The sequence below is a fragment of the Sphingomonas sp. Leaf30 genome, assembly GCF_001422525.1.
GTDB classification, from domain to species: domain Bacteria; phylum Pseudomonadota; class Alphaproteobacteria; order Sphingomonadales; family Sphingomonadaceae; genus Sphingomonas; species Sphingomonas aerolata.
On the sequence record NZ_LMKZ01000015.1, the window covers coordinates 35,345 to 56,959 of the forward strand.

The 21,615-nt window shown below is 60.2% G+C and carries 20 protein-coding genes; 9 read left to right on the forward strand and 11 right to left on the reverse strand.

The window, feature by feature from the left end; translation table 11 throughout:
* Window positions 1-6 precede the first annotated feature (6 nt).
* Window positions 7-1,743 carry a hypothetical protein gene (locus ASE89_RS11830; RefSeq protein ID WP_168427652.1) on the forward strand — a complete coding sequence of 579 codons (1,737 nt, stop codon included), beginning with the start codon at window positions 7-9 and terminating at the stop codon, window positions 1,741-1,743.
* Between the two features lie 5 nt (window positions 1,744-1,748).
* On the opposite strand, the gene rfbG is transcribed toward ASE89_RS11830, so the two are convergent.
* Complete coding sequence (rfbG, locus tag ASE89_RS11835) at window positions 1,749-2,840, reverse strand: CDP-glucose 4,6-dehydratase (protein WP_236701742.1); 1,092 nt, start codon at window positions 2,838-2,840, stop codon at window positions 1,749-1,751.
* A complete protein-coding gene (gene rfbF, locus ASE89_RS11840; RefSeq protein WP_056677898.1) occupies window positions 2,825-3,595 on the reverse strand; it encodes a glucose-1-phosphate cytidylyltransferase in 771 nt (256 codons plus the stop codon). Before rfbF ends, rfbG begins: the two co-directional genes overlap by 16 nt.
* 153 nt (window positions 3,596-3,748) lie before the next feature.
* On the opposite strand from rfbF, the gene ASE89_RS11845 reads away from it, so the two are divergent.
* Window positions 3,749-5,422: a glycosyltransferase family 39 protein gene (locus ASE89_RS11845; RefSeq protein ID WP_156363450.1), complete on the forward strand. Its 1,674-nt coding sequence runs from the start codon at window positions 3,749-3,751 to the stop codon at window positions 5,420-5,422.
* A 103-nt stretch (window positions 5,423-5,525) separates the two neighbouring features.
* Here ASE89_RS11845 and ASE89_RS11850 read toward each other — a convergent pair whose 3' ends face one another.
* The 8 genes from ASE89_RS11850 to rfbC form a co-directional block, all read right to left on the reverse strand.
* Window positions 5,526-6,374, reverse strand: coding sequence for an outer membrane protein (locus ASE89_RS11850; protein ID WP_056677904.1), 849 nt, complete (start codon window positions 6,372-6,374; stop codon window positions 5,526-5,528).
* A 402-nt stretch (window positions 6,375-6,776) separates the two neighbouring features.
* The gene (locus ASE89_RS21570) at window positions 6,777-7,160 is read right to left on the reverse strand and encodes a CPBP family glutamic-type intramembrane protease (protein ID WP_168427654.1); all 384 of its coding nucleotides are present in this window, start codon (window positions 7,158-7,160) and stop codon (window positions 6,777-6,779) included.
* Between the two features lie 515 nt (window positions 7,161-7,675).
* Window positions 7,676-8,260, reverse strand: coding sequence for a hypothetical protein (locus tag ASE89_RS11865; RefSeq protein WP_156363451.1), 585 nt, complete (start codon window positions 8,258-8,260; stop codon window positions 7,676-7,678).
* 325 nt (window positions 8,261-8,585) lie between these two features.
* Window positions 8,586-8,855 carry an autotransporter outer membrane beta-barrel domain-containing protein gene (locus ASE89_RS20815; RefSeq protein ID WP_168427656.1) on the reverse strand — a complete coding sequence of 90 codons (270 nt, stop codon included), beginning with the start codon at window positions 8,853-8,855 and terminating at the stop codon, window positions 8,586-8,588.
* Window positions 8,856-9,199: 344 nt separating this feature from the next.
* A complete protein-coding gene (gene rfbA, locus ASE89_RS11875) occupies window positions 9,200-10,069 on the reverse strand; it encodes a glucose-1-phosphate thymidylyltransferase RfbA (protein ID WP_056677919.1) in 870 nt (289 codons plus the stop codon).
* A complete protein-coding gene (rfbD, locus tag ASE89_RS11880) occupies window positions 10,066-10,980 on the reverse strand; it encodes a dTDP-4-dehydrorhamnose reductase (protein ID WP_056677923.1) in 915 nt (304 codons plus the stop codon). Before rfbD ends, rfbA begins: the two co-directional genes overlap by 4 nt.
* Window positions 10,977-12,032 carry a dTDP-glucose 4,6-dehydratase gene (rfbB, locus tag ASE89_RS11885; RefSeq protein WP_056677926.1) on the reverse strand — a complete coding sequence of 352 codons (1,056 nt, stop codon included), beginning with the start codon at window positions 12,030-12,032 and terminating at the stop codon, window positions 10,977-10,979. Before rfbB ends, rfbD begins: the two co-directional genes overlap by 4 nt.
* A gap of 11 nt (window positions 12,033-12,043) precedes the next feature.
* Window positions 12,044-12,613: a dTDP-4-dehydrorhamnose 3,5-epimerase gene (gene rfbC / locus ASE89_RS11890; protein WP_056677929.1), complete on the reverse strand. Its 570-nt coding sequence runs from the start codon at window positions 12,611-12,613 to the stop codon at window positions 12,044-12,046.
* A 582-nt stretch (window positions 12,614-13,195) separates the two neighbouring features.
* On the opposite strand from rfbC, the gene ASE89_RS11895 reads away from it, so the two are divergent.
* The 4 genes from ASE89_RS11895 to ASE89_RS11910 all read left to right on the forward strand — a co-directional run bounded on the left by ASE89_RS11895 (window position 13,196) and on the right by ASE89_RS11910 (window position 17,598).
* Window positions 13,196-14,182 carry an exopolysaccharide biosynthesis polyprenyl glycosylphosphotransferase gene (locus tag ASE89_RS11895; RefSeq protein WP_082451450.1) on the forward strand — a complete coding sequence of 329 codons (987 nt, stop codon included), beginning with the start codon at window positions 13,196-13,198 and terminating at the stop codon, window positions 14,180-14,182.
* A gap of 158 nt (window positions 14,183-14,340) precedes the next feature.
* Window positions 14,341-15,408, forward strand: a complete 1,068-nt coding sequence (gene gmd / locus ASE89_RS11900; protein ID WP_056677935.1) for a GDP-mannose 4,6-dehydratase — start codon at window positions 14,341-14,343, stop codon at window positions 15,406-15,408.
* Window positions 15,409-15,463: 55 nt separating this feature from the next.
* A complete protein-coding gene (locus ASE89_RS11905) occupies window positions 15,464-16,426 on the forward strand; it encodes a GDP-L-fucose synthase family protein (RefSeq protein WP_082451447.1) in 963 nt (320 codons plus the stop codon).
* The gene (locus ASE89_RS11910; protein WP_056677938.1) at window positions 16,423-17,598 is read left to right on the forward strand and encodes a DegT/DnrJ/EryC1/StrS family aminotransferase; all 1,176 of its coding nucleotides are present in this window, start codon (window positions 16,423-16,425) and stop codon (window positions 17,596-17,598) included. Before ASE89_RS11905 ends, ASE89_RS11910 begins: the two co-directional genes overlap by 4 nt.
* Before the next feature lie 44 nt (window positions 17,599-17,642).
* Here the strand turns inward: ASE89_RS11910 and ASE89_RS11915 are convergent, their stop codons facing one another.
* Window positions 17,643-18,755, reverse strand: coding sequence for a glycosyl hydrolase family 28-related protein (locus ASE89_RS11915; protein ID WP_056677941.1), 1,113 nt, complete (start codon window positions 18,753-18,755; stop codon window positions 17,643-17,645).
* 282 nt (window positions 18,756-19,037) lie between these two features.
* On the opposite strand from ASE89_RS11915, the gene ASE89_RS11920 reads away from it, so the two are divergent.
* From ASE89_RS11920 to ASE89_RS11930, 3 genes are all read left to right on the forward strand, one after another.
* On the forward strand, window positions 19,038-19,781 hold the full coding sequence (locus ASE89_RS11920; protein WP_056677944.1) for a hypothetical protein: 744 nt from the start codon (window positions 19,038-19,040) through the stop codon (window positions 19,779-19,781).
* Between the two features lie 11 nt (window positions 19,782-19,792).
* Entirely contained in the window at window positions 19,793-20,806 is a 1,014-nt protein-coding gene (locus tag ASE89_RS19815) for a glycosyltransferase family 10 domain-containing protein (RefSeq protein WP_082451448.1), read from the forward strand.
* Window positions 20,799-21,615: glycosyltransferase family 2 protein (locus tag ASE89_RS11930; protein ID WP_056677950.1), on the forward strand; the 817-nt coding region annotated here is incomplete at its 3' end. The genes ASE89_RS19815 and ASE89_RS11930, both read left to right, overlap by 8 nt.

Genomic DNA, 21,615 nt, shown 5'->3' on the forward strand with positions numbered 1-21,615 from the left:
GATCACGTGCCGGTATGGCGCGTTGCCGGTCAAAGGAGAAACGACGTGGACTCAATTCCTCGCCGCGCCGTGTTGCGAGGCGGCATGGTCTCTGCTGCTGCGGTCGGCATAAAGGATGTCGGTCCTGCCTTGGCGGCTGATACGGCTGCATATGCCGGCGTGATCACCTCGGTGCCCGACCGCGGGGCGTTGGCGGCGATCGACAATGCCGAACCGGGTCGGCTGGTCCATCTCGATGAAGTGGGCCGCGAGGGGCTGTTTCGCTGCGCGACTTCCGCCAGATCCACTGCGGACCTGGACCCTTTGCAGGGATTGCATGTGCCAGCAAAGCGATCCGGGCTGGCTTGGGTACGGGTATGGGATGGGACGCACGGTCGACCCGAATGGTTTGGTGCGCGCGTCAACGACGGACTGGCCGACTGCGCAAATGCGCTGGAGGCGTGTCATGCGCTCTGCCCGGTGATGCAGTTGGGACAAGCTGATTACTTCGTCCGTCGCACCGTCCGTTTCAGTCTCAGCTGGCGGACCGTGCGCGGGGTTGGCCGCTATGCGACCAATCAGGGCCAGGGCACGCGGATAATCCTTCAGCAGGCCGCGCCGGGGGTCAGAACGGATGACGTCGTCCTGCTGGGTACCGCCAGGCGGCCGACAGGCGATCTGGTGACCGAGGCCCATCTCAGTGACCTGACGCTCGTCAGGGACGCTCCTGCCCAGCCCCATGCGTCGGGCGATCTCGCGCGCTACCCGGCAGGTCTGCGTTGCGCCTATCTGTCACACTGCACGGTCAGCGGTGTGGCGTCGCTCGAAAGCAGCGTCGGCTTCCATATCGGCGGTGTCGTCTACACCAAGATCGACGATTGTTTCGCCCAGCGCACGCGCGCCGGCACGGGCACGGGTGTGGATCTAGCAGCAGGTTATTTCCTCGACGGTCGCACCCAGTTCGGATTTCCGGGCGGCAACGCCTCGCTGTACATGGATCGGTGCGTCGCGGCCGAACAGCATGCCCACCATGTCGATCCTGTCGGCCTGCTTGCGCTGGGGGCGTTCGTCGACAGCTTCATTGACCGGTTCGAAAGCGCACGGATCGACACGGGCATGGCGTTCCGCGCGGCGGGCGCGCGCAGCTTCGCGCAGACGATCGACCTGCATGTCCGCAATCCTGTCCTCGACGGCTGTGGAAAGTTCGGGCTCGACCTCGATCTTGATGCAACCGCCAGTGCCTGTGTCGAGATTGTTGACCCCTATGTTACTTCCGCGGGCGCAAGGGGCGATCGCGGCATCCTAGTGCGCGATGGCGCCGGGCTGGTGACGATCGTCGGTGGGCAGGTGCTGGGCGATTTCGCGGGTGGATCACTGTTCGTCTCGCGAACCCGCGGCGTTCGCGTGCAGGGACTGAAGATCGCGCAATCGGTGCGCCCGGTCGTCGTCGTAGACGCCAGCGGATTGCAGCTGGAACCGCAGATTTCGAATTATGAAAAGACCGCATCCAATCCGGCCATGAGCGCCCGTAACGTATCGCGCAGCAGCTTGCGACCGATCATAATCGGTTTCGGCCCGCCGTCCTTCGCTGCGGGCATCGACCTAGACGTGGCATGCAGCCACGTTCAGGTCGACGGAAGCGCGATCGACCCCGCCTGTCTTGCTAGCGGTGTCGCAGGGAAGGTCCGTTTCGCCGGTGCCGACGCGCGCAATGCAGCGCCGTTCACCGCAACAGGCAATGTGCTCGCGGGGGTGACCGGTTAAACGCGCTAGCCTGCCGTTACCCCGGACTTTTCTCGATACTTGGCGATCTGTTCGAGCGACATCGCACGGGCATCGGTACCGGCAGCGACCTGTTTGTGCCAGGCAACGATCCATTCGAGCGCATCGCCGAGCGGCAGTGCCGGCCGCCATCCCAGATGCGTGCGCGCCTTGGAACAATCTAGCCGCAGCAGGCCGGCTTCGTGCGGCACCACGCCGTTAAAGGGTACAGACGCGGGCGCCTCGCCCCAGGCAGCGCGCATCTGGTCGACGATCCACAATACCGGCTTGGCGTCGTCTTCCGAGGGGCCAAAATTCCAGGCATCGGCAAAAAGTGCTTCGCGCTTCAGCAGACGTTCGGCGATCAGCAGATAGCCGCCCAGCGCTTCTAGTACATGTTGCCACGGGCGGACGGCATTGGGTGCGCGGATCGCGGGCGCCTCCCCCTTCTCGAACGCCCGGACGAGATCGGGCACGAGCCGGTCGAGCGCCCAGTCGCCTCCGCCGATGACGTTGCCGGCGCGCACCGAGGCGACCGCCATGCCGCCCTCGGCAATCGCCTCGGTCGGAAAGAAGGATCGGCGATAGGCCGAGACCACGAGCTCCGCGCAACCTTTGCTGCTGCTGTACGGGTCGTAGCCACCCATCGGTTCGTTCTCGCGGTAGGGCCAGACCCATTCGCGGTTCTCGTAGCATTTGTCGGTGGTGATGCAGACGAACGCAGCGACACCGCCGACGCGACGTGCCGCTTCCAGCGTGTGGACCGTGCCCATGACGTTCGTGGCATAGGTCTCGACGGGTTCGTCATAGGACAGCCGGACGAGGGGCTGCGCCGCCAGATGGAAGATTACCTCGGGGCGACACCGGGCGATGGTGTCGTTCAGCGCCGTGAGATCCCGGACGTCGCCGATCACATGGTCGACGACGTCGCTGACGCGTGCCGTCTCGAACAGGCTGGGCTCAGTGGGCGGGGGCAGCGCGAAGCCGGTCACCTCTGCGCCCAGCTGATGCAGCCATAGCGACAGCCAGCTGCCCTTGAACCCGGTGTGTCCGGTGATCAGGACGCGGCGCCCTGCCCAGGGGTTCACCAGGTCTTCCACGGCGCTGCGCCGCTGTTCCACAGCTCTTCTAGGTGCAACTTGTCGCGCAGCGTGTCCATCGGCTGCCAGAAGCCCGTGTGGCGATAGGCCATCAGTTCCCCGCTCGAGGCAAGCTGTTCGAGCGGTTCGGCTTCCCAGACCGTCTCCGGGCCTTTCACGAGGTCGAGAACGCTGGGATCTGCGATGAAGAATCCACCATTGATCTGGCCGCCATCACCGGCCGGCTTTTCCCGGAACCCGGCAACGCGGTCGCCATCGAACTCGAGGGCGCCGAACCGTCCTGGCGGCGCGACCGAGGTGATCGTCGCACGACGACCATGCGCCTTGTGGAAGGCAACCTGTGCGGCGATGTCGATATCGGCGACGCCATCGCCGTAGGTGAAGCAGAAGGGCTCGCCGGGGGTGAGGAAATCGCGCACCGCGCGCAACCGTCCGCCGGTCATCGTCAGCGCGCCTGTATCGACCAGCGTGATCCGCCATGGCTCGCTGCGTGAATGATGAACTTCGAGCGAATTATTAACCAGGTCGACGGTGACGTCGGAGGTATGCAGAAAGTAGTTCGCGAAGAACTCCTTGATGACATAGCCCTTGTAGCCGAGGCAGACGACGAAGTCGTTGATCCCACCCGATGCATAGATTTTCATGATGTGCCACAGGATCGGCATGCCACCGATTTCCACCATGGGCTTCGGCCGAACCGAGGTTTCCTCTCCCAATCGGCTACCGAGGCCCCCGGCGAGTATTACGGTCTTCATTACGCTCTCCCGTCAATAGGATGGCCGTTTAAGCGTGACCGATGTCGTGTCAATTGGCACTCGCCGGCGCGGGCTTTCCCGCATTGCCACTAAGCGAAGGGCGACGTAGCAGGCCCGCATGGGACGATAAGGCCCCGCGTAACGGATAAACATGTGCTGACAGCACCCAGATCACGACAAAAACATCGCCTTGTCACCGTTAGCGTATTTGCGATCCTGATCGTGGCAGCCCTGCTGAGATTACGCGGAATCGCGTTCGGCTTGCCCGCCCTATATGATCCCGACGAGCCAATCTTCTTGCTGACTGCGCTGAAACTATTGCGGAACCGGACACTCAATCCAGGATGGTTCGGTCATCCAGGTACCACGACGATCTATGCGCTGGCGTTGATCGACCTCGCGGTCCTCGGCATCGGCATGGTGACCGGGCGGTTTGCAAGTGTCCAGGACTTCGGAAAGGCGATCTACGCGGATCCCGGGGTCGTGATACTCCCGGGGCGCTGGTTTATCGTCGTTTGCGGGCTTGCGACGATCCTCCTGACATTTGTCCTCGCACGGCGCCTGTTCGGCGCACGTGCAGGCGTGCTTGCGGCAGGCCTGCTCACGATCGATCCGATCCATATCAAATATTCTCAGATCATCCGCACCGACATGCACGAGACAGTCTTCCTGCTGCTGTGCATGCTGGCATGCGTGAATATAGCGCGACGGGGCCGCATGGCGGACTACGCCTGGGCGGCGCTGTGGCTGGGTCTTGCCTGTGCCACGAAATGGCCCGCCGTGACCGTGGTGGTCTCGATCATCGGGGCGGCTGGCTATCATATGGCGCATAACCGGGAGATGCGTCACCTCCAGCTGGTCCGGCTGATCCTCGTGGGCCCCCTCGCCCTGGCTGCCTTGGTCGCTGCGTCGCCATTTCTCGTTCTCGATCTGCATACAGTCCTCGTCAATCTGAGCGGGGAAGCACGGACGCACCATCCCGGCGCGACCGGACAAGGCTTCTGGTGGAATGCGGGATGGTATGTCAGCCATCCATTGCGCGATGCCGTGACGGCCCTCGGCGTCGGTCTTGCCGCGATCGGGTTTGCCGTCGGAGCGCGACGCGCTGCGGTGTTTGCCGTCACGATAGCATCGTTTGCAATTATATCGCTGATCGCGGTCAGCGCTCAGGCACTGCTCTGGGAGCGTTGGATCGTTCCGTTGTTGCCGTTCGTGGCGATTGCGATGGCCGTGGCACTCGATACAGCGATCCGACGCTTCGCCACGCCCTTGGGCCGTATGGGCAGCGCGATGGTGCTGGGGGCGGTGGTCATACCGTCCTTGATCGCAGGCGAGGCTGCTTCGGCGGAACGCGCGCACGACACAAGGGCGGAGGCCTCGACCTGGGCACGTGCGCATATTCCACCAGGTAGCAGTGTGATTGTCGAGCAGCTCGCGTTCGATCTGCTGCGGACCGGCTGGCGCTTCCTGTATCCGGTGGGCGATGCCGGTTGCGTGGATGTCGCCGCGAGCTTGCGCGCCAAGATCCCGTATTCGACGATCGAGCGCTGGCGCGCGGGGCGGCCGGTCATCGACTTCGGCACAATAGCTCCGGAGACCTTCCCGACCTGTCGTGCGGACTATGCGATTATCGTCGACTATGACCGCTATCTGTTTGAACCGCAGACCTACGCAGCCGAGCTACGGACATATCGTCGTCTCATCGGGCAAGGCGCGATAGTGGCCACTTTTCGAGCGACACATGGGAAGATAGGTGGACCGACGGTCCGCATTGTGCGTCTCAACCCGCGATCATCGGGGTGGCACGTGGTTGATCCAGTGAGCTGAACCGGCGCCGGCATCGGGGTAGTCGGCATCGGAATGCCGTCGTTTCAGTAGGCCGTGAAACAAGATGGGCGAGAGCATCATGCTCCCGCCCATCGATATCGTCTTAGAAGTGGAAACCGACGGTACCACGCAGGCTGTGCCAGCGGAAATCGGGATCGCTACGACGGATGTTCGTGCCGGCCGTGTTAGGAGCCAGAACGAACGGGTTGGTCGCCGGTGCGCTACCCTGCGTCACGAGGACGTTGTAGTTGTTGTCCTTGTAGTCGTGATAGGTATATTCCGCACCGATCGTGATGTTGCGCGTGATGAACTTCTCCACGCCACCACCGACGATGAAGCCGAACTTCTTCTTGCCGTCGTTGTTCGGCGTGAAGGTGTTGGCTGCGTTGGTCGTCTCGAAACGATGCTTGATGTCGGCATAGCCGGCACCGCCCGTTGCGTAGAACATGCCCGAGCCGATAGCGTAACCAGCGCGCAGGCGAGCCGATGCTTCCCAGTTCAGGCTACGCTCGAAGGTGTAGCTTGCAGGCGTGGTCGAAAAACCAGCGACGAAGTCCTTGATTTCCGACTTGCCGAATTCACCGACGGCACCGACGACGAGGTTGCCCATCTGCTTGTCGAAGCCGACACGAGCATAATAGGAAGCCTTGTTGCGATCGTTCTCGCAACCGCGCGATGCGTTGCCGTTGAATGCTCGACCATTGCAAAAGCCAGGTGAGAATGCATCGGCACCAGCCGCAGTCGTGACCGGGTCGTTGAAGCTTCCGTCACCGTTTCGGTCGAACTGCAGACGCGAGCCAAGATCATTGCCCTGGATGTCGTAGCCACCAGCGGCACCGACATACACACCGCTGAACGGCTGCTCGTTACCACCCATGTCCTGCGCCTGGGCTGCAGAGGTGAGACCGATTGCAAGCGTCGTGGCAGCGATCATCGCCAGTTTGTTGTTCATTAAAAACTCCCGTTACATTTTACGTTGGAACCAATCCCGGCTCAAGAAGTTTCCGACCACCTTCGGTATCTGGCATCGTGTTGCCAAAATGCATCACTAATGCCGACCGAGGTTGCCTTCCACGCTGAGATACGGCGCGCTCCATAGTGCATGATCTAGGATAAGCGAAGCTTCCGTTAAAAAGTAGTGCATATTGCTTATGGCGGTACGGGTTGCGCAGCGATTCCAAGCCGGTGGGATTGATCGTTTCGCCGCGTATTCCAACGCAGCAAACACGTCGACGTGTAGACACGTCGGCACATACGTCCAAAATTTCTGTGTATGGTTTCAGGCGATCAGCTTGGACGTCCAGCGGCCGATAGGGGGCGCTACATAAAACGGGCACAAATATACGGTCGCGGCTTAGGACTGTCGTTCCCTGTGCGCTATCCAGAGCAGGAAGGCAGCTGTGAGAGCCGTGGCAATGGCGAAGTGGCCGGTGCCGGCTTCAGCGGACCAGCGGCTCGTCCAGACACTATGATTAAATGCTATGCCGCCCACGGCGTTCACCAACCCGTGCAGCCAGATGCACGGGATCAGGCTGCCCCCGCCGATCAGCCACACCCGCGACATGACGAACGACAGACCGATAACCCCGGCTATGTAGAGCGGAAGATAGGCTCGGAAGGGAATGCCATCTCGCCAGTCGGCGAACATTGCCATGATCGGCAGATGCCACAGCGCCCAGACGATGCCGATGATGAGCGAAGCGCGCGCCTCGCCGCCATGCTCCAGTAGTCGAGGCAACAGATAGCCGCGCCAGCCGCCATTTTCCCCAAGGGGCCGGCGCCCATGACCGCCGTCATCAGACCGTTAAAGATCGAGACGGGGAATATGGTCAGGTAGAGGAGAATGGGTGCCTGGCCGTGCAGCCCTTCGAGCCGCGGCGTGTAGCCGACGACGAACGTCAGCAGGAGCAGCGCCAGGGGAAGCAGCAGCACCGCAGCGGCGTAGGCGCGCCAGCCGCATCGAAAGCGAATAAACCCGCGCAGCCACGTTTTCAGGGATCCGGACTGCGACATGGCGGACAGGATGGCCGCTGCGACACCGGGGGCGAAGGACCCGGCATAGACGGCTGCGACCATACCGGCCGACGCGGTCGTGGTGGCGGGGCGGCCCGTTGCGAACCACGTGACGATCCAGATCGACCAGCTTAACGCCACCGTCAGCAGGACGAACGCCATCGCACCCGGCCGCACGCGACGGGCTGTCTTGTCAGCCATTGCAATTTCCTTGTTATGCAGGGTTTTCAGGCAAAATGGTTATCGGCGATGACGAAGAGCCCGCAGGCCCTTTGTCAGTATGACATACAGCAGCGTCGCCAGCAGGAGCGCGATCAGGATTGACCACCAGCCCAGCAGTTCGCGGGCACCATCGGATCGCGCGACAATGCCGGCACTGATCGTGCCGTCAGCGTTGCGGAACACGCCGACATGCTCGCCCCACAGCGGCTTGAGGACGGCCATGCCTGTGAAGATGGCGAGGGACAGATAGCCGATGCCGAATATGAGCGCGATCGCGGCACGGCGCGAACCCGCCATGACGGCGTAGGAAATGCCCCGTGCGATCGTGACCGGGCTGTAGCTCCGTGTTCCCCGCTCGATCAGCTCGTCCGCCAACAGCGGGCGCAGATAGTCTATCGGTCGACCGAGCCGGGACAAGGCGGCGTCGAGCCGCTCCAGCTCGCTCCCGCCCGGCGAGGCCGCCATGCTGTCAGCAACGTGCGCTTGCAGATCGTCGGGCAATTCGGCTGCATCAGCACCGGCACGGGAGGGCAGATCACCTACTTCGGAAAAATAGTCGCCCCAACGACGCCGTGCGCCCGTATCAGTGAAAGGGGGGATCATGAGGACACTCCTGGCAGCAGGCTATCGACGGAGGCGGCGAGCTTCGACCAGGCGGGAATCATTCCCCGCAGAAGCTCCCGGCCCTGGATCGTCAGGACATAATATTTGCGTGGCGCGCCGCCATCGCCCTCGGCGAGACGCGATTAGCCCGTCCTTCGCCAGGCGCAGCATCACCAGCATCTCTTGCCACTTGGGTGGCAACACATCAACCTGACCGGCGACTATCTCTGGGCCGACGCCGGCATCCCAGAAGGAAAACTGCGCGCCCTGCGTCAGGCGCTCCGCTCGCCGGGCTGACGGTTCTTACCGTATATCTGCGCCCCTTTTATGTAGCGACCCCGGTCAGTGTGAACGGCCTGCCGGCCTTGCTCACCCGGTCTCGGGTGGTGCGCAGATAGGTCACGCCGACGTTGGGGGTCAGCGTCCAGTCGTCCGCCATGGCCAGCGCATAGCCGACCGACAGGTCGGTCGCCCAGCTGTGTAGGCCGTAACGCCCGGTTGCGTTGCTCGCCCCCGGCAGCGCGCGTGTGGTGCGGGCATCGCCACCATCATAAAGGATCGACGCGCCAACCATCGGTTCTGGTCGCAGCGCCAAGGGCACTAATCCGCTGGCGGCTGTCAAAATAGCCTGCAAATGCGCCGACCGGCCAGTTATGGTTGCCGATACCGATCCCGCCGAGGAAGCTGTAACCGCTGCTGCGTGCCTTCGCGTTGCCCGCGTGGCGGTCAGCAGTGCGGGCAGGGCTGGCGAACAGTGTACTGGTCGCCGGCTGCACCTGGATCGCGGGATTGGCATACTCGTTGCTGCGCGTGGTCTATGGGAGGGCAAGCCGTCATTGCCTGCGCCGAGATCGATCGTGCCGCCTGTGGCCAACTTAAAATTTACAATGGACCGGGCGCATTATCAACGCCAGCTTAATCACGCCGAGAATAGGTAAGTTAACTCCCATTCACTGCGTTCAAGATTGCACGCCCATAGTTCGTTTTGTTAAAGCGCTCGCCAGTCTCGCGAGCCTGATTAGCAGTTATGAAGCCTTGGTGAAACGCAATCTCTTCGAGACATGCGACCTGAATGCCTTGGCGGTGCTGGATGGTGCGCACGAATTCGCTGGCTTCGAGCAAGCTATCGTGCGTGCCGGTGTCGAGCCAGGCGTAACCGCGGCCCATCTGTTCGACGAACAGGTCACCCGCCTCCATGTAGATGCGGTTGAGATCGGTGATCTCAAGCTCACCGCGGGCGGAGGGCTTCAGGTCGCGCGCGAACTGGACGACCCGGTTGTCGTAGAAATACAGGCCGGTAACCGCATGGTGCGACTTGGGCTTTGCGGGCTTTTCCTCGAGGCTGACGGCCTTGCCTCCCTCGCCGAACTCGACGACGCCGTAGCGCTCGGGATCGTCGACGCGGTAGGAGAACACCGTCGCGCCGCCCTTGCGCGCGACCGCGCTCGCCAGCAGATCGGTCAGATGCGCGCCGAAGAAGATGTTGTCGCCGAGCACGAGCGCGACATCGTCGTCGCCGATGAAGTCCGCGCCGATCGTGAACGCCTGGGCGAGGCCCTCAGGGCGGGGCTGTTCGGCATAGGAGATCGCCAGCCCGAATGCCGACCCGTCCTCGAACAGGCGACGGTAATTGTCGATATATTCGGGGCTCGAGATGATCAGGATGTCGCGGATGCCAGCCAGCATCAGCACCGACAGCGGATAATAGATCATCGGCTTGTCGTAGACCGGCAACAGCTGCTTGTTCACGGCGAGCGTTGCCGGATGGAGCCGCGTGCCCGAACCGCCGGCGAGAATGATGCCCTTCATTGGGAGATGTCCTTCTTGGGGGCCCCGAGCAGTTCGTCGAGGATATTGCCGAGCGCGGTCTGCCACGCGGGCGGATGGATGCCATAGTCGCGCGTGATCGCGTCATGGCTGAGCAGCGAGTTTGCAGGGCGCGTCGCAGGCGTCGGGTATTCGCTGGTCGAGATGCCTTCGACTTCGGCGCTGGCACCACCGCGTGCGCCGCTCTGCGCGAAGATCTCGCGCGCGAAGCCGGCCCAAGTGACCGCGCCGGCGTTGCTGAAATGATAGATGCCGGTGGGGGCGGCGGGATCCTCGACGAGCCGCATCGCGATCGTCGCGAGCGCCGCGGCGAGATCGGCCGCGGACGTCGGGCTGCCATGCTGGTCGTCGACCACGCGCAGGCGCGGGTTGGTCGCGCCGACGCGCAGCATCGTCTTCACGAAGTTGTTGCCGTGCGCGCTGACCACCCAGGCGGTCCGGACGATCGCATGGCGTGCGCCCGAGGTCCGTACCGCGAGTTCGCCGCCAAGCTTGGAGGCGCCGTACACGCCGAGCGGCGCGACCGGATCGGTGACGTCCCATGCGCCCTCGCGCGCGCCGTCGAAGACGTAATCGGTCGAGACCTGGACGATCGGGATCGCCGCCTTCGCGCACGCCTCGGCGAACGCCGCGGGCGCCATCGCGTTGACCGCCCAGGCGGTGACGATGTCGCTCTCCGCCTTGTCGACCGCGGTATAGGCGCCTGCCGAGATCACCGCGGCCCAGGGCGTGCCGTCATGGCCGCCCGCGACCATCGCGGCGATCGCCGCGGTATCGCGCAGGTCGAGCGCGTCGATGTCGATCGCGGTGACCGCCCAGCCCTCGGGCCAGATATAGCGCTTAAGCTCGGTGCCGAGCTGGCCGTTCCCGCCGGTGACGAGGACGTGCTTCATACGGAAAGCCCGCGACGCTGGTCGGCCTTGTGCTCGGCGACGATCGCCTGCCACCAGTCCTGGTTGTCGAGATACCAGGCGACGGTCTTCTCGATGCCGGTCTCGAACGTCTCGGCGGGCTCCCAGCCGAGCTCGTCCTTGATCCGGGTCGCGTCGATCGCATAGCGCTTGTCATGGCCGGGGCGGTCGGCGACATAGGTGATCTGCGTCGCGTAAGGCTGGCCATCGGCGCGCGGGCGGAGGCGATCGAGGATCGTGCAGACGGTCTTCACGACCTCGAGATTCTGCTTCTCGTTGTTTCCACCGACATTGTAGGTCCGGCCGGGCTCGCCCTTTTCGAACACCGCGTGCAGCGCGCGGACGTGGTCCTCGACGAACAGCCAGTCGCGGACTTGGTCGCCCTTGCCGTAGACGGGCAGGTCGGCGCCCGCGAGCGCCTTGACGATCATCAGCGGGATCAGCTTTTCGGGGAAGTGATACGGCCCGTAATTGTTCGAGCAGTTGGTGATCAGCACGGGCAGGCCAAAGGTGTGGCCCCAGGCGCTGACGAGATGATCCGACCCCGCCTTCGACGCCGAATAGGGCGAACGCGGATCGTACGGGGTCTCTTCGGTGAACAACCCGGTGTCGCCGAGCGAGCCGTAAACCTCGTCGGTCGAGATGTGGTGGAAGCGGAACGCCGCCTTCGCCGCGTCGTCGAGGCCGATCCAATAGGCGCGTGCTTCGCTAAGCATCGTAAAGGTGCCGACGACGTTGGTGTGGACGAACGCGGCAGGACCATCGATCGAGCGGTCGACATGGCTTTCGGCTGCAAGATGCGTGATAATTTTGGGTTTGAACTCGGCGATTGCGGCTTTCACGGCGCTTGCATCGCAGATGTCGCCCCGGACGAACCAGTAGCGGTTCGACCGCTCGACGCACTCGACCGTAGACAGCGTACCAGCGTAGGTTAGCTTGTCGAAGTTAAGGACCTCATGATCAGTATTCTCGATTAGGTGACGCACGAGGGCCGAGCCGATAAAGCCGGCCCCGCCAGTAACTAAAATGCGCATGGGTGAGTCCTTCAGACGAGTGGCGCCAGCGGGCGGCCATCATAGAGGAAGGGGCTGTTGAACTCGGCCAGCCGCGGCTGCACCGCATCCTTGGCCGAAAGTTTAGGGGCAATACCAGCGGGCATCGGCCAGTCTATGCCGATCACAGGGTCATCCCAGCGGATACCGCCGTCATTGTCGGGTGCATAGGTATCCGAGCATTTATAGCTGACTTCGCAATTCTCCTCAAGCGTTACGAAGCCGTGAGCGAAGCCGATTGGGACGAACAACTGGTGGCCGTTCTCCGCCGAGAGTTCGGCGCCAACCCATTGCCCATAGGTCGGCGAGCCGTTGCGAGCGTCGACTGCCACGTCGTAGATCCGCCCCCGTATACAGCGGACCAGTTTGTCCTGTCCCCGGGTTGGCGTCTGGAAATGCAGGCCACGTAGGGTGAATGCCGGCCCGGAATAAGAATGATTGTCTTGCACGAAGGTACAGTTGATGCCCATCGCGGCAAAGGCAGGGACCGAATAGACTTCGGTAAACCAGCCACGGGCGTCGCCGTGGCGTTTGGGACGGACAAGCTGAACGGGGGGGGGCATGGGGGGCAAGTATCTTTAGTGGCGTTCACTTGCAATCGGCACCCCGGCAGGGCGTATCCAGCATTGCCCAATAACCGGCTAGGCAGAACGCCTGCCACCTGCGTAGGAGCCGGGCGTGTGGCGGAAACTTGCCGCAGCCGGTGCTGCAATGTATCTGAAGTCGTACGCCTATTGACGCCACCACTGACGGCTTGGCTTTGTAAATCGTCTGGGGTAGGGCCGAGCCTCAATCAGGACATTGCAATTGCAGGCAACGATTGGCTTTCGCAGAAGCCATAAATTATAATTAAGCGCTGTTCCGGAAAAACGTGAAAATATATAATGTTGAAGCGGACTCGATATCAGATAATATTGGGATTACTGATCGGTGTCGTGTGTCCTGTATTACTTAGGCAAATCGTATTCGGAGTACCCTTCTACGTATCGACTCAGATATTAACAATCATGGGGGGCGCTATTGCCCTTGTCATGGGATATATCGGTTATCGGCGTATGTTGCTATTCCCCGGAATTTCATCCGGCGGTTATGTGATAACGTCGTTGACGATTACGTTTTCGATATTGGTTATAGTAATGTTTATAATGAGGCTGGATTATAGCCGGCTTCAGCTGTTAAATTGCTATATATTATCCACCGGGACGCTTCTATTCATCCATTTGAAGGTAGAGCGTCACAGAACACTTGTTTTTGCTTATGTTGCTGGCGGGCTGGCGGGTGACCTTCCAAAAATTCCGTATGTCGATTGGCGTCGGATTGATGCACCTGATGGCATATTGGACGGTATTGATGCGATCGTCGTTGATTTGCACAGCGATCACGACGACCGCTGGGAAAGTGCGATCGCCAAATGGGTTCTGACCGGCATCCCGGTCTATGACGCCCGTTCCGCTAGAGAGCAGCTGACCGGCAGGGTGGAGATAAACCATCTTTACGAAAACACGCTGGGCTCTCTAAATCCCAACAATGTACTGCTAAAGATCAAGTCGGTGCTAGATTTTTTCATATCACTGTGCCTAATAATTATATTTATGCCGGTGATGATCGTGGTGGCCATTGCTATCAAAATGGACTCGCCGGGACCTGCTATCTTTAGACAGAAAAGAATGGGGTTCAGGGCGCAGGTTTTTACGGTTTACAAGTTCCGAACGATGCGCGTCGCGACGGAAAATGAGGACGCTGAAGCGCTACGAAAAAGTGCGATGACCCAAGACGATGATGTCAGGATTACTAAATTCGGCCGCATCTTTCGCCGGACAAGGCTGGACGAGCTTCCGCAGTTGTTCAACATCCTGAAGGGGGACATGAGCCTGATCGGTCCACGACCGGAGGCGCTGTCGCTCAGCCAGTGGTATGAAAAACAGATTCCGTTCTATCACTACCGGCATATCATCAAACCGGGCCTGACAGGCTGGGCCCAGGTCAGTCAGGGGCATGTAACCGACGTCACTGATGTTCGCGAGAAACTGAACCTCGATTTTTACTATGTGAAAAACTATTCGGTGTGGCTGGATATACTTATAATACTACGGACGGCGGCGATCATGGTTACGGGGGCTGGTGCCCGGTAAGCATTGGTTATCGGTCCCGTGTGCGGCGGGGGGAGGCACCCAACCGGTGTGAATAATGACAGATCGCGGCTAGACCCGGCCGGCAGCCTTCGATAGTCGGTTTCGACTTGCACGGGCTTGCATCCGATGCGCGTGGTAGTGAGGCGAAAGAGAAAAGCATGACAGCGGGCAAAACGGCGCTCATCACTGGCGTAACCGGGCAGGACGGCGCCTATCTGGCGCAGCTTTTGCTAGACAAAGGGTACATCGTCCACGGCCTTAAGCGCCGTTCGTCGTCGTTCAATACTGGCCGCATTGAGGATATTTACGAAGATCCACATGCGCCGAACCCGACGTTCCACTTACATTACGGAGACATGACCGACTCTACGGCATTGATCCGTTTGGTGCAGGATACTCAGCCCGACGAAATCTATAATCTGGCAGCACAGAGCCACGTACAGGTTAGCTTCGAAACGCCGGAGTACACCGCCAATGCCGACGCGATCGGCACGCTGCGTCTCCTTGAGGCCATCCGCATTCTTCGTATGGAAAAGAAGACGCGCTTCTATCAGGCTTCGACGTCCGAGCTGTACGGGCTGGTGCAAGAAGTACCGCAGCGCGAGACGACGCCGTTCTATCCACGCAGTCCTTATGCCGCGGCCAAGTTGTATGCGTACTGGATCACAGTCAACTACCGCGAAGCCTATGGCATGCATGCCAGCAACGGCATCTTGTTCAACCACGAGAGCCCGTTGCGGGGGGAAACCTTCGTCACACGCAAGATTACCCGCGCCGCCGCGGCAATTTCACTTGGGCGCCAAAAAATGCTGTACCTAGGCAATCTAGACGCGCAGCGCGACTGGGGGCATGCGCGCGAATATGTCGAGGGGATGTGGCGAATCGTCCAAGCGGATACGCCTGATGATTTCGTGCTGGCTACTGGCGAGATGACGCGGGTGCGGACCTTCGTCGAATGGGCGTTCGAAGACGCCGGGATCAATCTGCGTTGGGAAGGCGAGGGTATCGACGAAAAGGGTTATTGCCAAAAAACCGGGCAGTTGTTCGTGGCAATCGATCCACGTTATTTCCGTCCAACCGAGGTTGAGTTGCTGATCGGCGATCCGACCAAGGCGCGCGAAACGTTGGGCTGGACGCATCAGACCAGTCCTCGCGATCTGGCGCGCGAAATGGTACAGGCTGATTTGAAGATTATGCGCGATGCGCCAATCGGAAAGGGTGCTTGACGGATACTGCCCGTGCACCTGCGCGGCCAGTATCCGTCCACAGGCGGATGACAGCATGAACGATAAGAGCGGGATCGCGGGCACGGGCCGGCGGCGGGTGTGGGTTACCGGTGGAAACGGCATGGTCGGGCGCAACCTGCGCGAACATCCGCGTGCAGCGCGCTGGGATATCCTTGCCCCGTCACGCCACGAACTGGATCTTGCTGATCGTCGCGCAGTCGGAGATTTCGCGCGCGAGATGCGTCCTGATTTGGTGATCCATGCCGCCGGCCAGGTGGGCGGTATCCAGGCCAACATGGCCGATCCGGTTGGGTTCTTGGTCAACAATCTGGACATTGGCCGCAACGTCATCATGGGGGCGTTCGAGGCCGGAGTGCCGGCGTTCCTCAATCTTGCTAGTTCGTGCATGTATCCGCGCGGCCGCGATCATGCGCTGCGCGAAAGCGACATGATGACCGGTGAGTTAGAGCCGACCAATGAAGGCTATGCCCTTGCCAAGATTGTTTCAACGCGGCTGTGCGATTACATCGCGCAGACTCGCCCGAATGCCGCTTATCGCACCGTTATCCCGTGCAATCTTTATGGCCGACATGACAAGTTCGACCCCAAAGCATCACATCTGGTTCCCGCGATCATCGCGAAGGTCAGCGCTGCAGTGGTCGAAGGGCAGGAAGAGGTCGAGATATGGGGCGACGGTACCGCACGGCGCGAGTTTATGTATGCCGCCGATCTTGCCGATGCGCTGTGGCGGGCTGCCGAAGATCCTGCCGCGTTGCCGCAGTTGATGAATATTGGTATCGGCGACGATCATACAATTCTAGAATATTACGACGCGGTCGCCCGGGCGCTGGGATGGAACGGCAACTTCCGTTTTGACCTAACGCGCCCTGTCGGCATGCACCGCAAGTTGAGCGATGTGTCTCTGCAGCGCGCATGGGGCTGGACGCCGCCCACCGCGCTGCAGGACGGCATCACCGCCACCATCCAATTCTATCAGCAGCAGGCACAAGTATCATGACCAAGCGGTTCCCGCTCGCCACCACATCGTGGGATGAGGCAGAATATCAGGCGATGCAGGACGTCATCGCGTCCGGTCAGTTTTCGATGGGGCCCAAGGTTAACGCATGCGAAGAAGCTTTCGCTGCCTATACCGGCACGCGCTATGCAGTGATGTGCAACTCGGGATCATCGGCGAACCTGCTGATGATCGCGGCGTTGCGCTTTACCAGGAACCCTGCTCTGCGCCTCGGAAAGGGCGACGAAGTCCTAGTGCCGGCAGTATCGTGGAGTACGACCTACAGCCCACTCGAACAATACGGGTTGCATGTCCGTTTCGTTGATATCGACATGGCGACGCTCAATTTCGATATAGCTGCGTTGGAAGCGGCAATCACGCCGCGCACGCGGGCGATCTTTTGTGTCAATCTACTCGGCAATCCCAATGATTTCGCCGCGGTCCGCGCGCTGGCCGACAAGCATGATTTGGTTGTGCTCGAAGACAATTGCGAATCGCTGGGTGCCGAGTTCGATGGCTGCAAGACCGGATCGTTTGGAGTGATGGGCAGCCAGAGCTGTTTCTTCTCGCATCATATTTCGACGATGGAAGGGGGCGTAGTCACCACTGATGATGAGGAACTGTATCATCTGATGCTGTCGCTGCGCGCGCATGGCTGGACCCGGCAGTTGCCAGTCGACAACCAAGTCGTCGGTCGCAAGGGTGACGACGCGTTCGAGGAGTCGTTCCGTTTCGTTCTACCCGGCTATAATCTGCGTCCGCTCGAAATGTCAGGCGCGATCGGTATCGAACAGGTGGCCAAACTCCCACGCCTGATCGAGGAACGTCGCCGCAACGGCCTGCTGCTGCAGCAGCACCTGTCTGACCATCCCAACCTAATGATCCAGCGAGAAATCGGCAAAAGCAGCTGGTTCGGCTTCAGCTTGGTCATCCGTCCTGGCAGCACGATGACGCGCTCGATGCTGATGCAGCGGCTCGAAGCACTTGAGTTTGAATATCGTCCAATCGTCAGCGGTAATTTCGCTCGCAAAGAAGTGGTACGCTACTTCGATCACAGCATCTTTGGCGACCTGAAGAACGCTGATTATATCGACGCCAATGGCCTATTTATCGGGAACCACCACTACCCGATAGATGAGGCAGTCGCGGCATTGAAGACGATCGGAGCGAACTGATCGGAATGCGATGGGGCCGGATCACATCCGGACCCCCTCCGAAATCAGCGTCGATTGGTAAGTGACCGTGCAGCCTGTATAGTCCAGCGATCCAGTGTTTCGGCAGGTGTATAATCTTCGATCTTGGTCGCGGACCGTTCGATATAAACGCCGCTCAACACGCCCTCGGACGCTGGATTCAATGTTACCGCTCGGTCGGGTTGCGGGGCCACGAGCCGGATACCGCGAAGTGTCAGCCCCTGTCCAATCACGTGGACGCCATCTTGGCATTTTCGGCGATCAACGCCGATAAGATTGATACCGTCTACAGTCTGTACTTGGTTAAGCTGCACCGCCGTGGCGGACGGCGGCTTGTCGGCGGTGATTTGCTCGATTGCTAAATTGCGTATCGAACCTCCGGGTGAGGAGAAATAGCAGCAGCCATCGGCGGTCAAGTTAGTGAAATTGGAAAAATTGGAGTGCAGCCAATAGGCATAGGCGCCGGATGCGACATTGGTTGCCTCTAGGTCGCGAAAGCTGTTGTAGGTCACGTCCTCGAACCCAGTATCGCAATAGAATCCGTAACGGGTGATGGATCCAGATACGGTGATATTTACAAAGGTGGATCGGTACACCACGCCAGCGATCGATACACCAGCGCCAACATTGACGATAAAAAGGTCGCGCAGCACGGCCTGATGGATAGAGGCGCCATTACCGTCCGTCGACAGGCGTATGCCGTCACAGGGATCGGACCCCGGCGTACCGGTTAGCCGGATGCCGGATAGGACGAAGCCGATGATGGAATCTGTGGTTTTGGCCCGGATATGGATTGCCGGTTGCCCCTTTCCTGCGGATGCCACCAGAATACTGCGTTCGACGCCGTCGCCTTCGATACGGATTCCCCGGTGGATCGTCAGCGTACGGGTAATGCGGTATCGTCCCGGTGGAATGCGTAGCTTACGCCCTTGTTCGGTCGCCACTTGGACCGCCTGCTCGAACGCGTCGGTGTCGTCTGCGATTCCGTCTCCCCGCGCACCGTAGTGCGTGACATGGATATCGCCTTGGTCGGTCTTCGGTCCCGCGGGCGGTGCGGCTGCATAGGCCGCGACCGGTGCACTGATGCCTGCCACCAGCGTCTTGATGACGGTTCGCCGGGATGTGTTATCGATCGACATGTTTTTCCTCCAATGCCTAGAGCGCACAAGGCAGCCTATCCGGTACTATGCCGGCAACGCCCTTGAAGCGCAGACGCTCAATGCTCCGCCATTCATGCACGCACGATTGACGGAGCAGGGATGCCGCTGTAGCCCACGCGCCGTACGGGGCCGGGGTGCCCGGCGGGTAAATTTCGTCGGTTATAGACATCGCCTACAAACGCGGGACATGCAGATGAGACTTACCGACATGCATCTGCAGTGTGTCGATATGGCAGTGTTGCATGGTCGGAGCCCACGGGCATGAACCATGTTGTGGTCCGCACCCATGGCGGCCTGGGGAACCAGGTATTCCAGTTGCTGTACGCCCGTCTTCATGCGCGCCGGTACGGTGCAATTCTGTTCGAAACGCATGATCTTCGCTATCCTCATGCATTTGGTCGCAGTGCCGAAATCGCATCGGCACCGGCACCATCGGCGTTCGAACGTGCATTGTCGGTACTTCGCTTGCCCAAGTTGGCCACGCGAATGTGCATACATTGCGATGCGATCACCGTGTTCGGCACTACGTATCTGGACGGCTATTTTCAGCGGGTCGCCGATTATGCCGTGTTCGACGATGAAATGTTGCGCCGGGAACTGATCCGACTGCGCGATGAACTCAAAATCTCAAACGCTCCGGTACATGCGCGGGGCATGCATCTGCGCCTTGGCGACTTTTTTAAGTCTGATGCCGCCGTCACCGCCCATCTCAACGAACGTCTGGCCAATCTGGGTCATGACACCGGTATCGTCACAAACGAGGAGGCGCGGTTAAACACGCCGCTGGCCGCCGCAGCAATTGCGGCCAGCGGCGCCCGGATCGTAGCTACTGGCGACATGACGCCGGAGCAGGTGTTGCGGACACTTGCCTCTTTCCGGCATATCGACGGGAATGACAGCACCTTGTTGTTCTGGGCATCGGTATTGTCGGGAATGACCTGTGAATATCGCAATCCCGAACTGCGGGCGCTGCGCGAACGCTTTCTCCATGTTCTGAAAGGCTGAAGGCATCCCGCATGACTGAAGCCCGGCCCGCAGTGAATATTCTTCACCGCTACGATCACGCCCTGTTTACGCCGCATTTCGACCCTGTCCGTGACGGATTTGACGTGGTGGAAAATGGGGGCGACGATTGCGTTTGGAATATGGTAATCGTGTTCGAAGCGATCGAAAAACCGCGGAATTTGCAGGTCCGTGGCGACCGCGTGATATTTTTAGCAGGCGAACCTCCCGAAATCGGTAATCATTCCAAGATATTCTTGCGCCAGTTCGATGCGGTATTCTGTGCCGGTGCTTCTCACGGATTAGCACCCCGGGTTTCACACGAACAACATTTCAACAACTGGCATTTCGGGTATAGTCAGAAATTGGGGTATCGATACGGCCACGACTTCATTCGCGATATGCCACCGCCAGAAAAAACTCAAATGATGTCGACGATCACGTCGAATCTGAACTATCTTCCGATGCATATCAAGCGGCGGTCGTTGATTGACAGACTAGCGCGGGACTATGCGGGGCGCATCGACATGTTCGGCAGGCCGCATCGCTATGTGGAGTATAAGGAAGATGCCATCCTTCCCTATCGTTTTCACCTGTGCATCGAAAATTGTTCGGTTGCGGACCTGTGGACCGAAAAAGTCGCGGACGCGATATTGAGCTATGCAGTTCCGGTCTATGCCGGATGTCCAAACATCGAACGCTATTTTCCGGGAGCGACGATCACGATTGATATCGACGATTACGATAGTGCCCGGCGGACCATCGACGCGATCCTGTTAGATGGCGATGCGATCTACCGTGATCGGTTTCCCGCAATCGTTGCCGCCCGGCAGCAGTTGATCGAATCATTCGACATTTCCGCGTTGGTTGCCGCGGCGTTGCGGGTGCCAAGTGCGGCCGATGTTCGCAACGTCGTCTTGCGGCCCGAAACCTCGTTCCTGCTAGCCGGCCTCCGCGACCTGGCGACGCGTACTAGACGAAAAGCGATCACTCTGTTTTGGCGGCGAAGGATTGCCCGCCATGGCTGATTCTGCGCCCGTGCTGCCGCTTCTGTCGTTAATCGTTCCCGTATATGGGGTAGAGGACTATGTTGAAGACTGTCTCGACAGCATTCTTGGTGCGCCGGGGTTCGCCCAGCATTGCGAGCTGATCGTCGTCGACGACGGTTCGAGGGATGGCAGCATGGACATCGTCGAACGGCGCTGTCGCGATATCGCAAACGTCACGATCCTGCAGCAGGCAAATGCAGGCCTAGGGGCCGCGCGGAATGCTGGCATGACTCATGCGCGCGGATCCTATCTGTGGTTCATCGACAGCGACGACGAGATCTGCGTCGACGCGATCACGACGTTGGTCGGCTGTGTCGAACAATTCGGCCCTGATGTGATAGCCTTCGAATTCGAGACGATCGGTGCTTCGCTGAACCGTGCTCCCTATCTGGCGCTCTACGACCAAATTGTTGATCCGGTTCGGTTCATGCTGTCGGGTCGTCCGCCTAGCCCGGTGCAGTTCTATGCTTTTGCGCGCGCGCTTATCGACCGGACCGGACAGGCGTTTACGCCAGACATCTATCACGAAGATGCGCTGTTCACGCCGCTAGCACTGGTACAGGCGGCATCGCTCGTCCGCCTGCGCAAGGCATGCTACAGATATCGCCTGCGAGAGGGATCGATCATGGCACTCAGTCGGCCTGAAAAGCATCTGGCGGACATGATGTTCATTGCGGAAAAGCTGGGCACGCGCGCCGGCCAGGCGGCACCGGGCAGCGTCAGTCAAAAGGCACTGGCCCGCGAAGCTGGCTTTGCACTGGCGGCCGCCCGCCATTACGCCGTGCGAA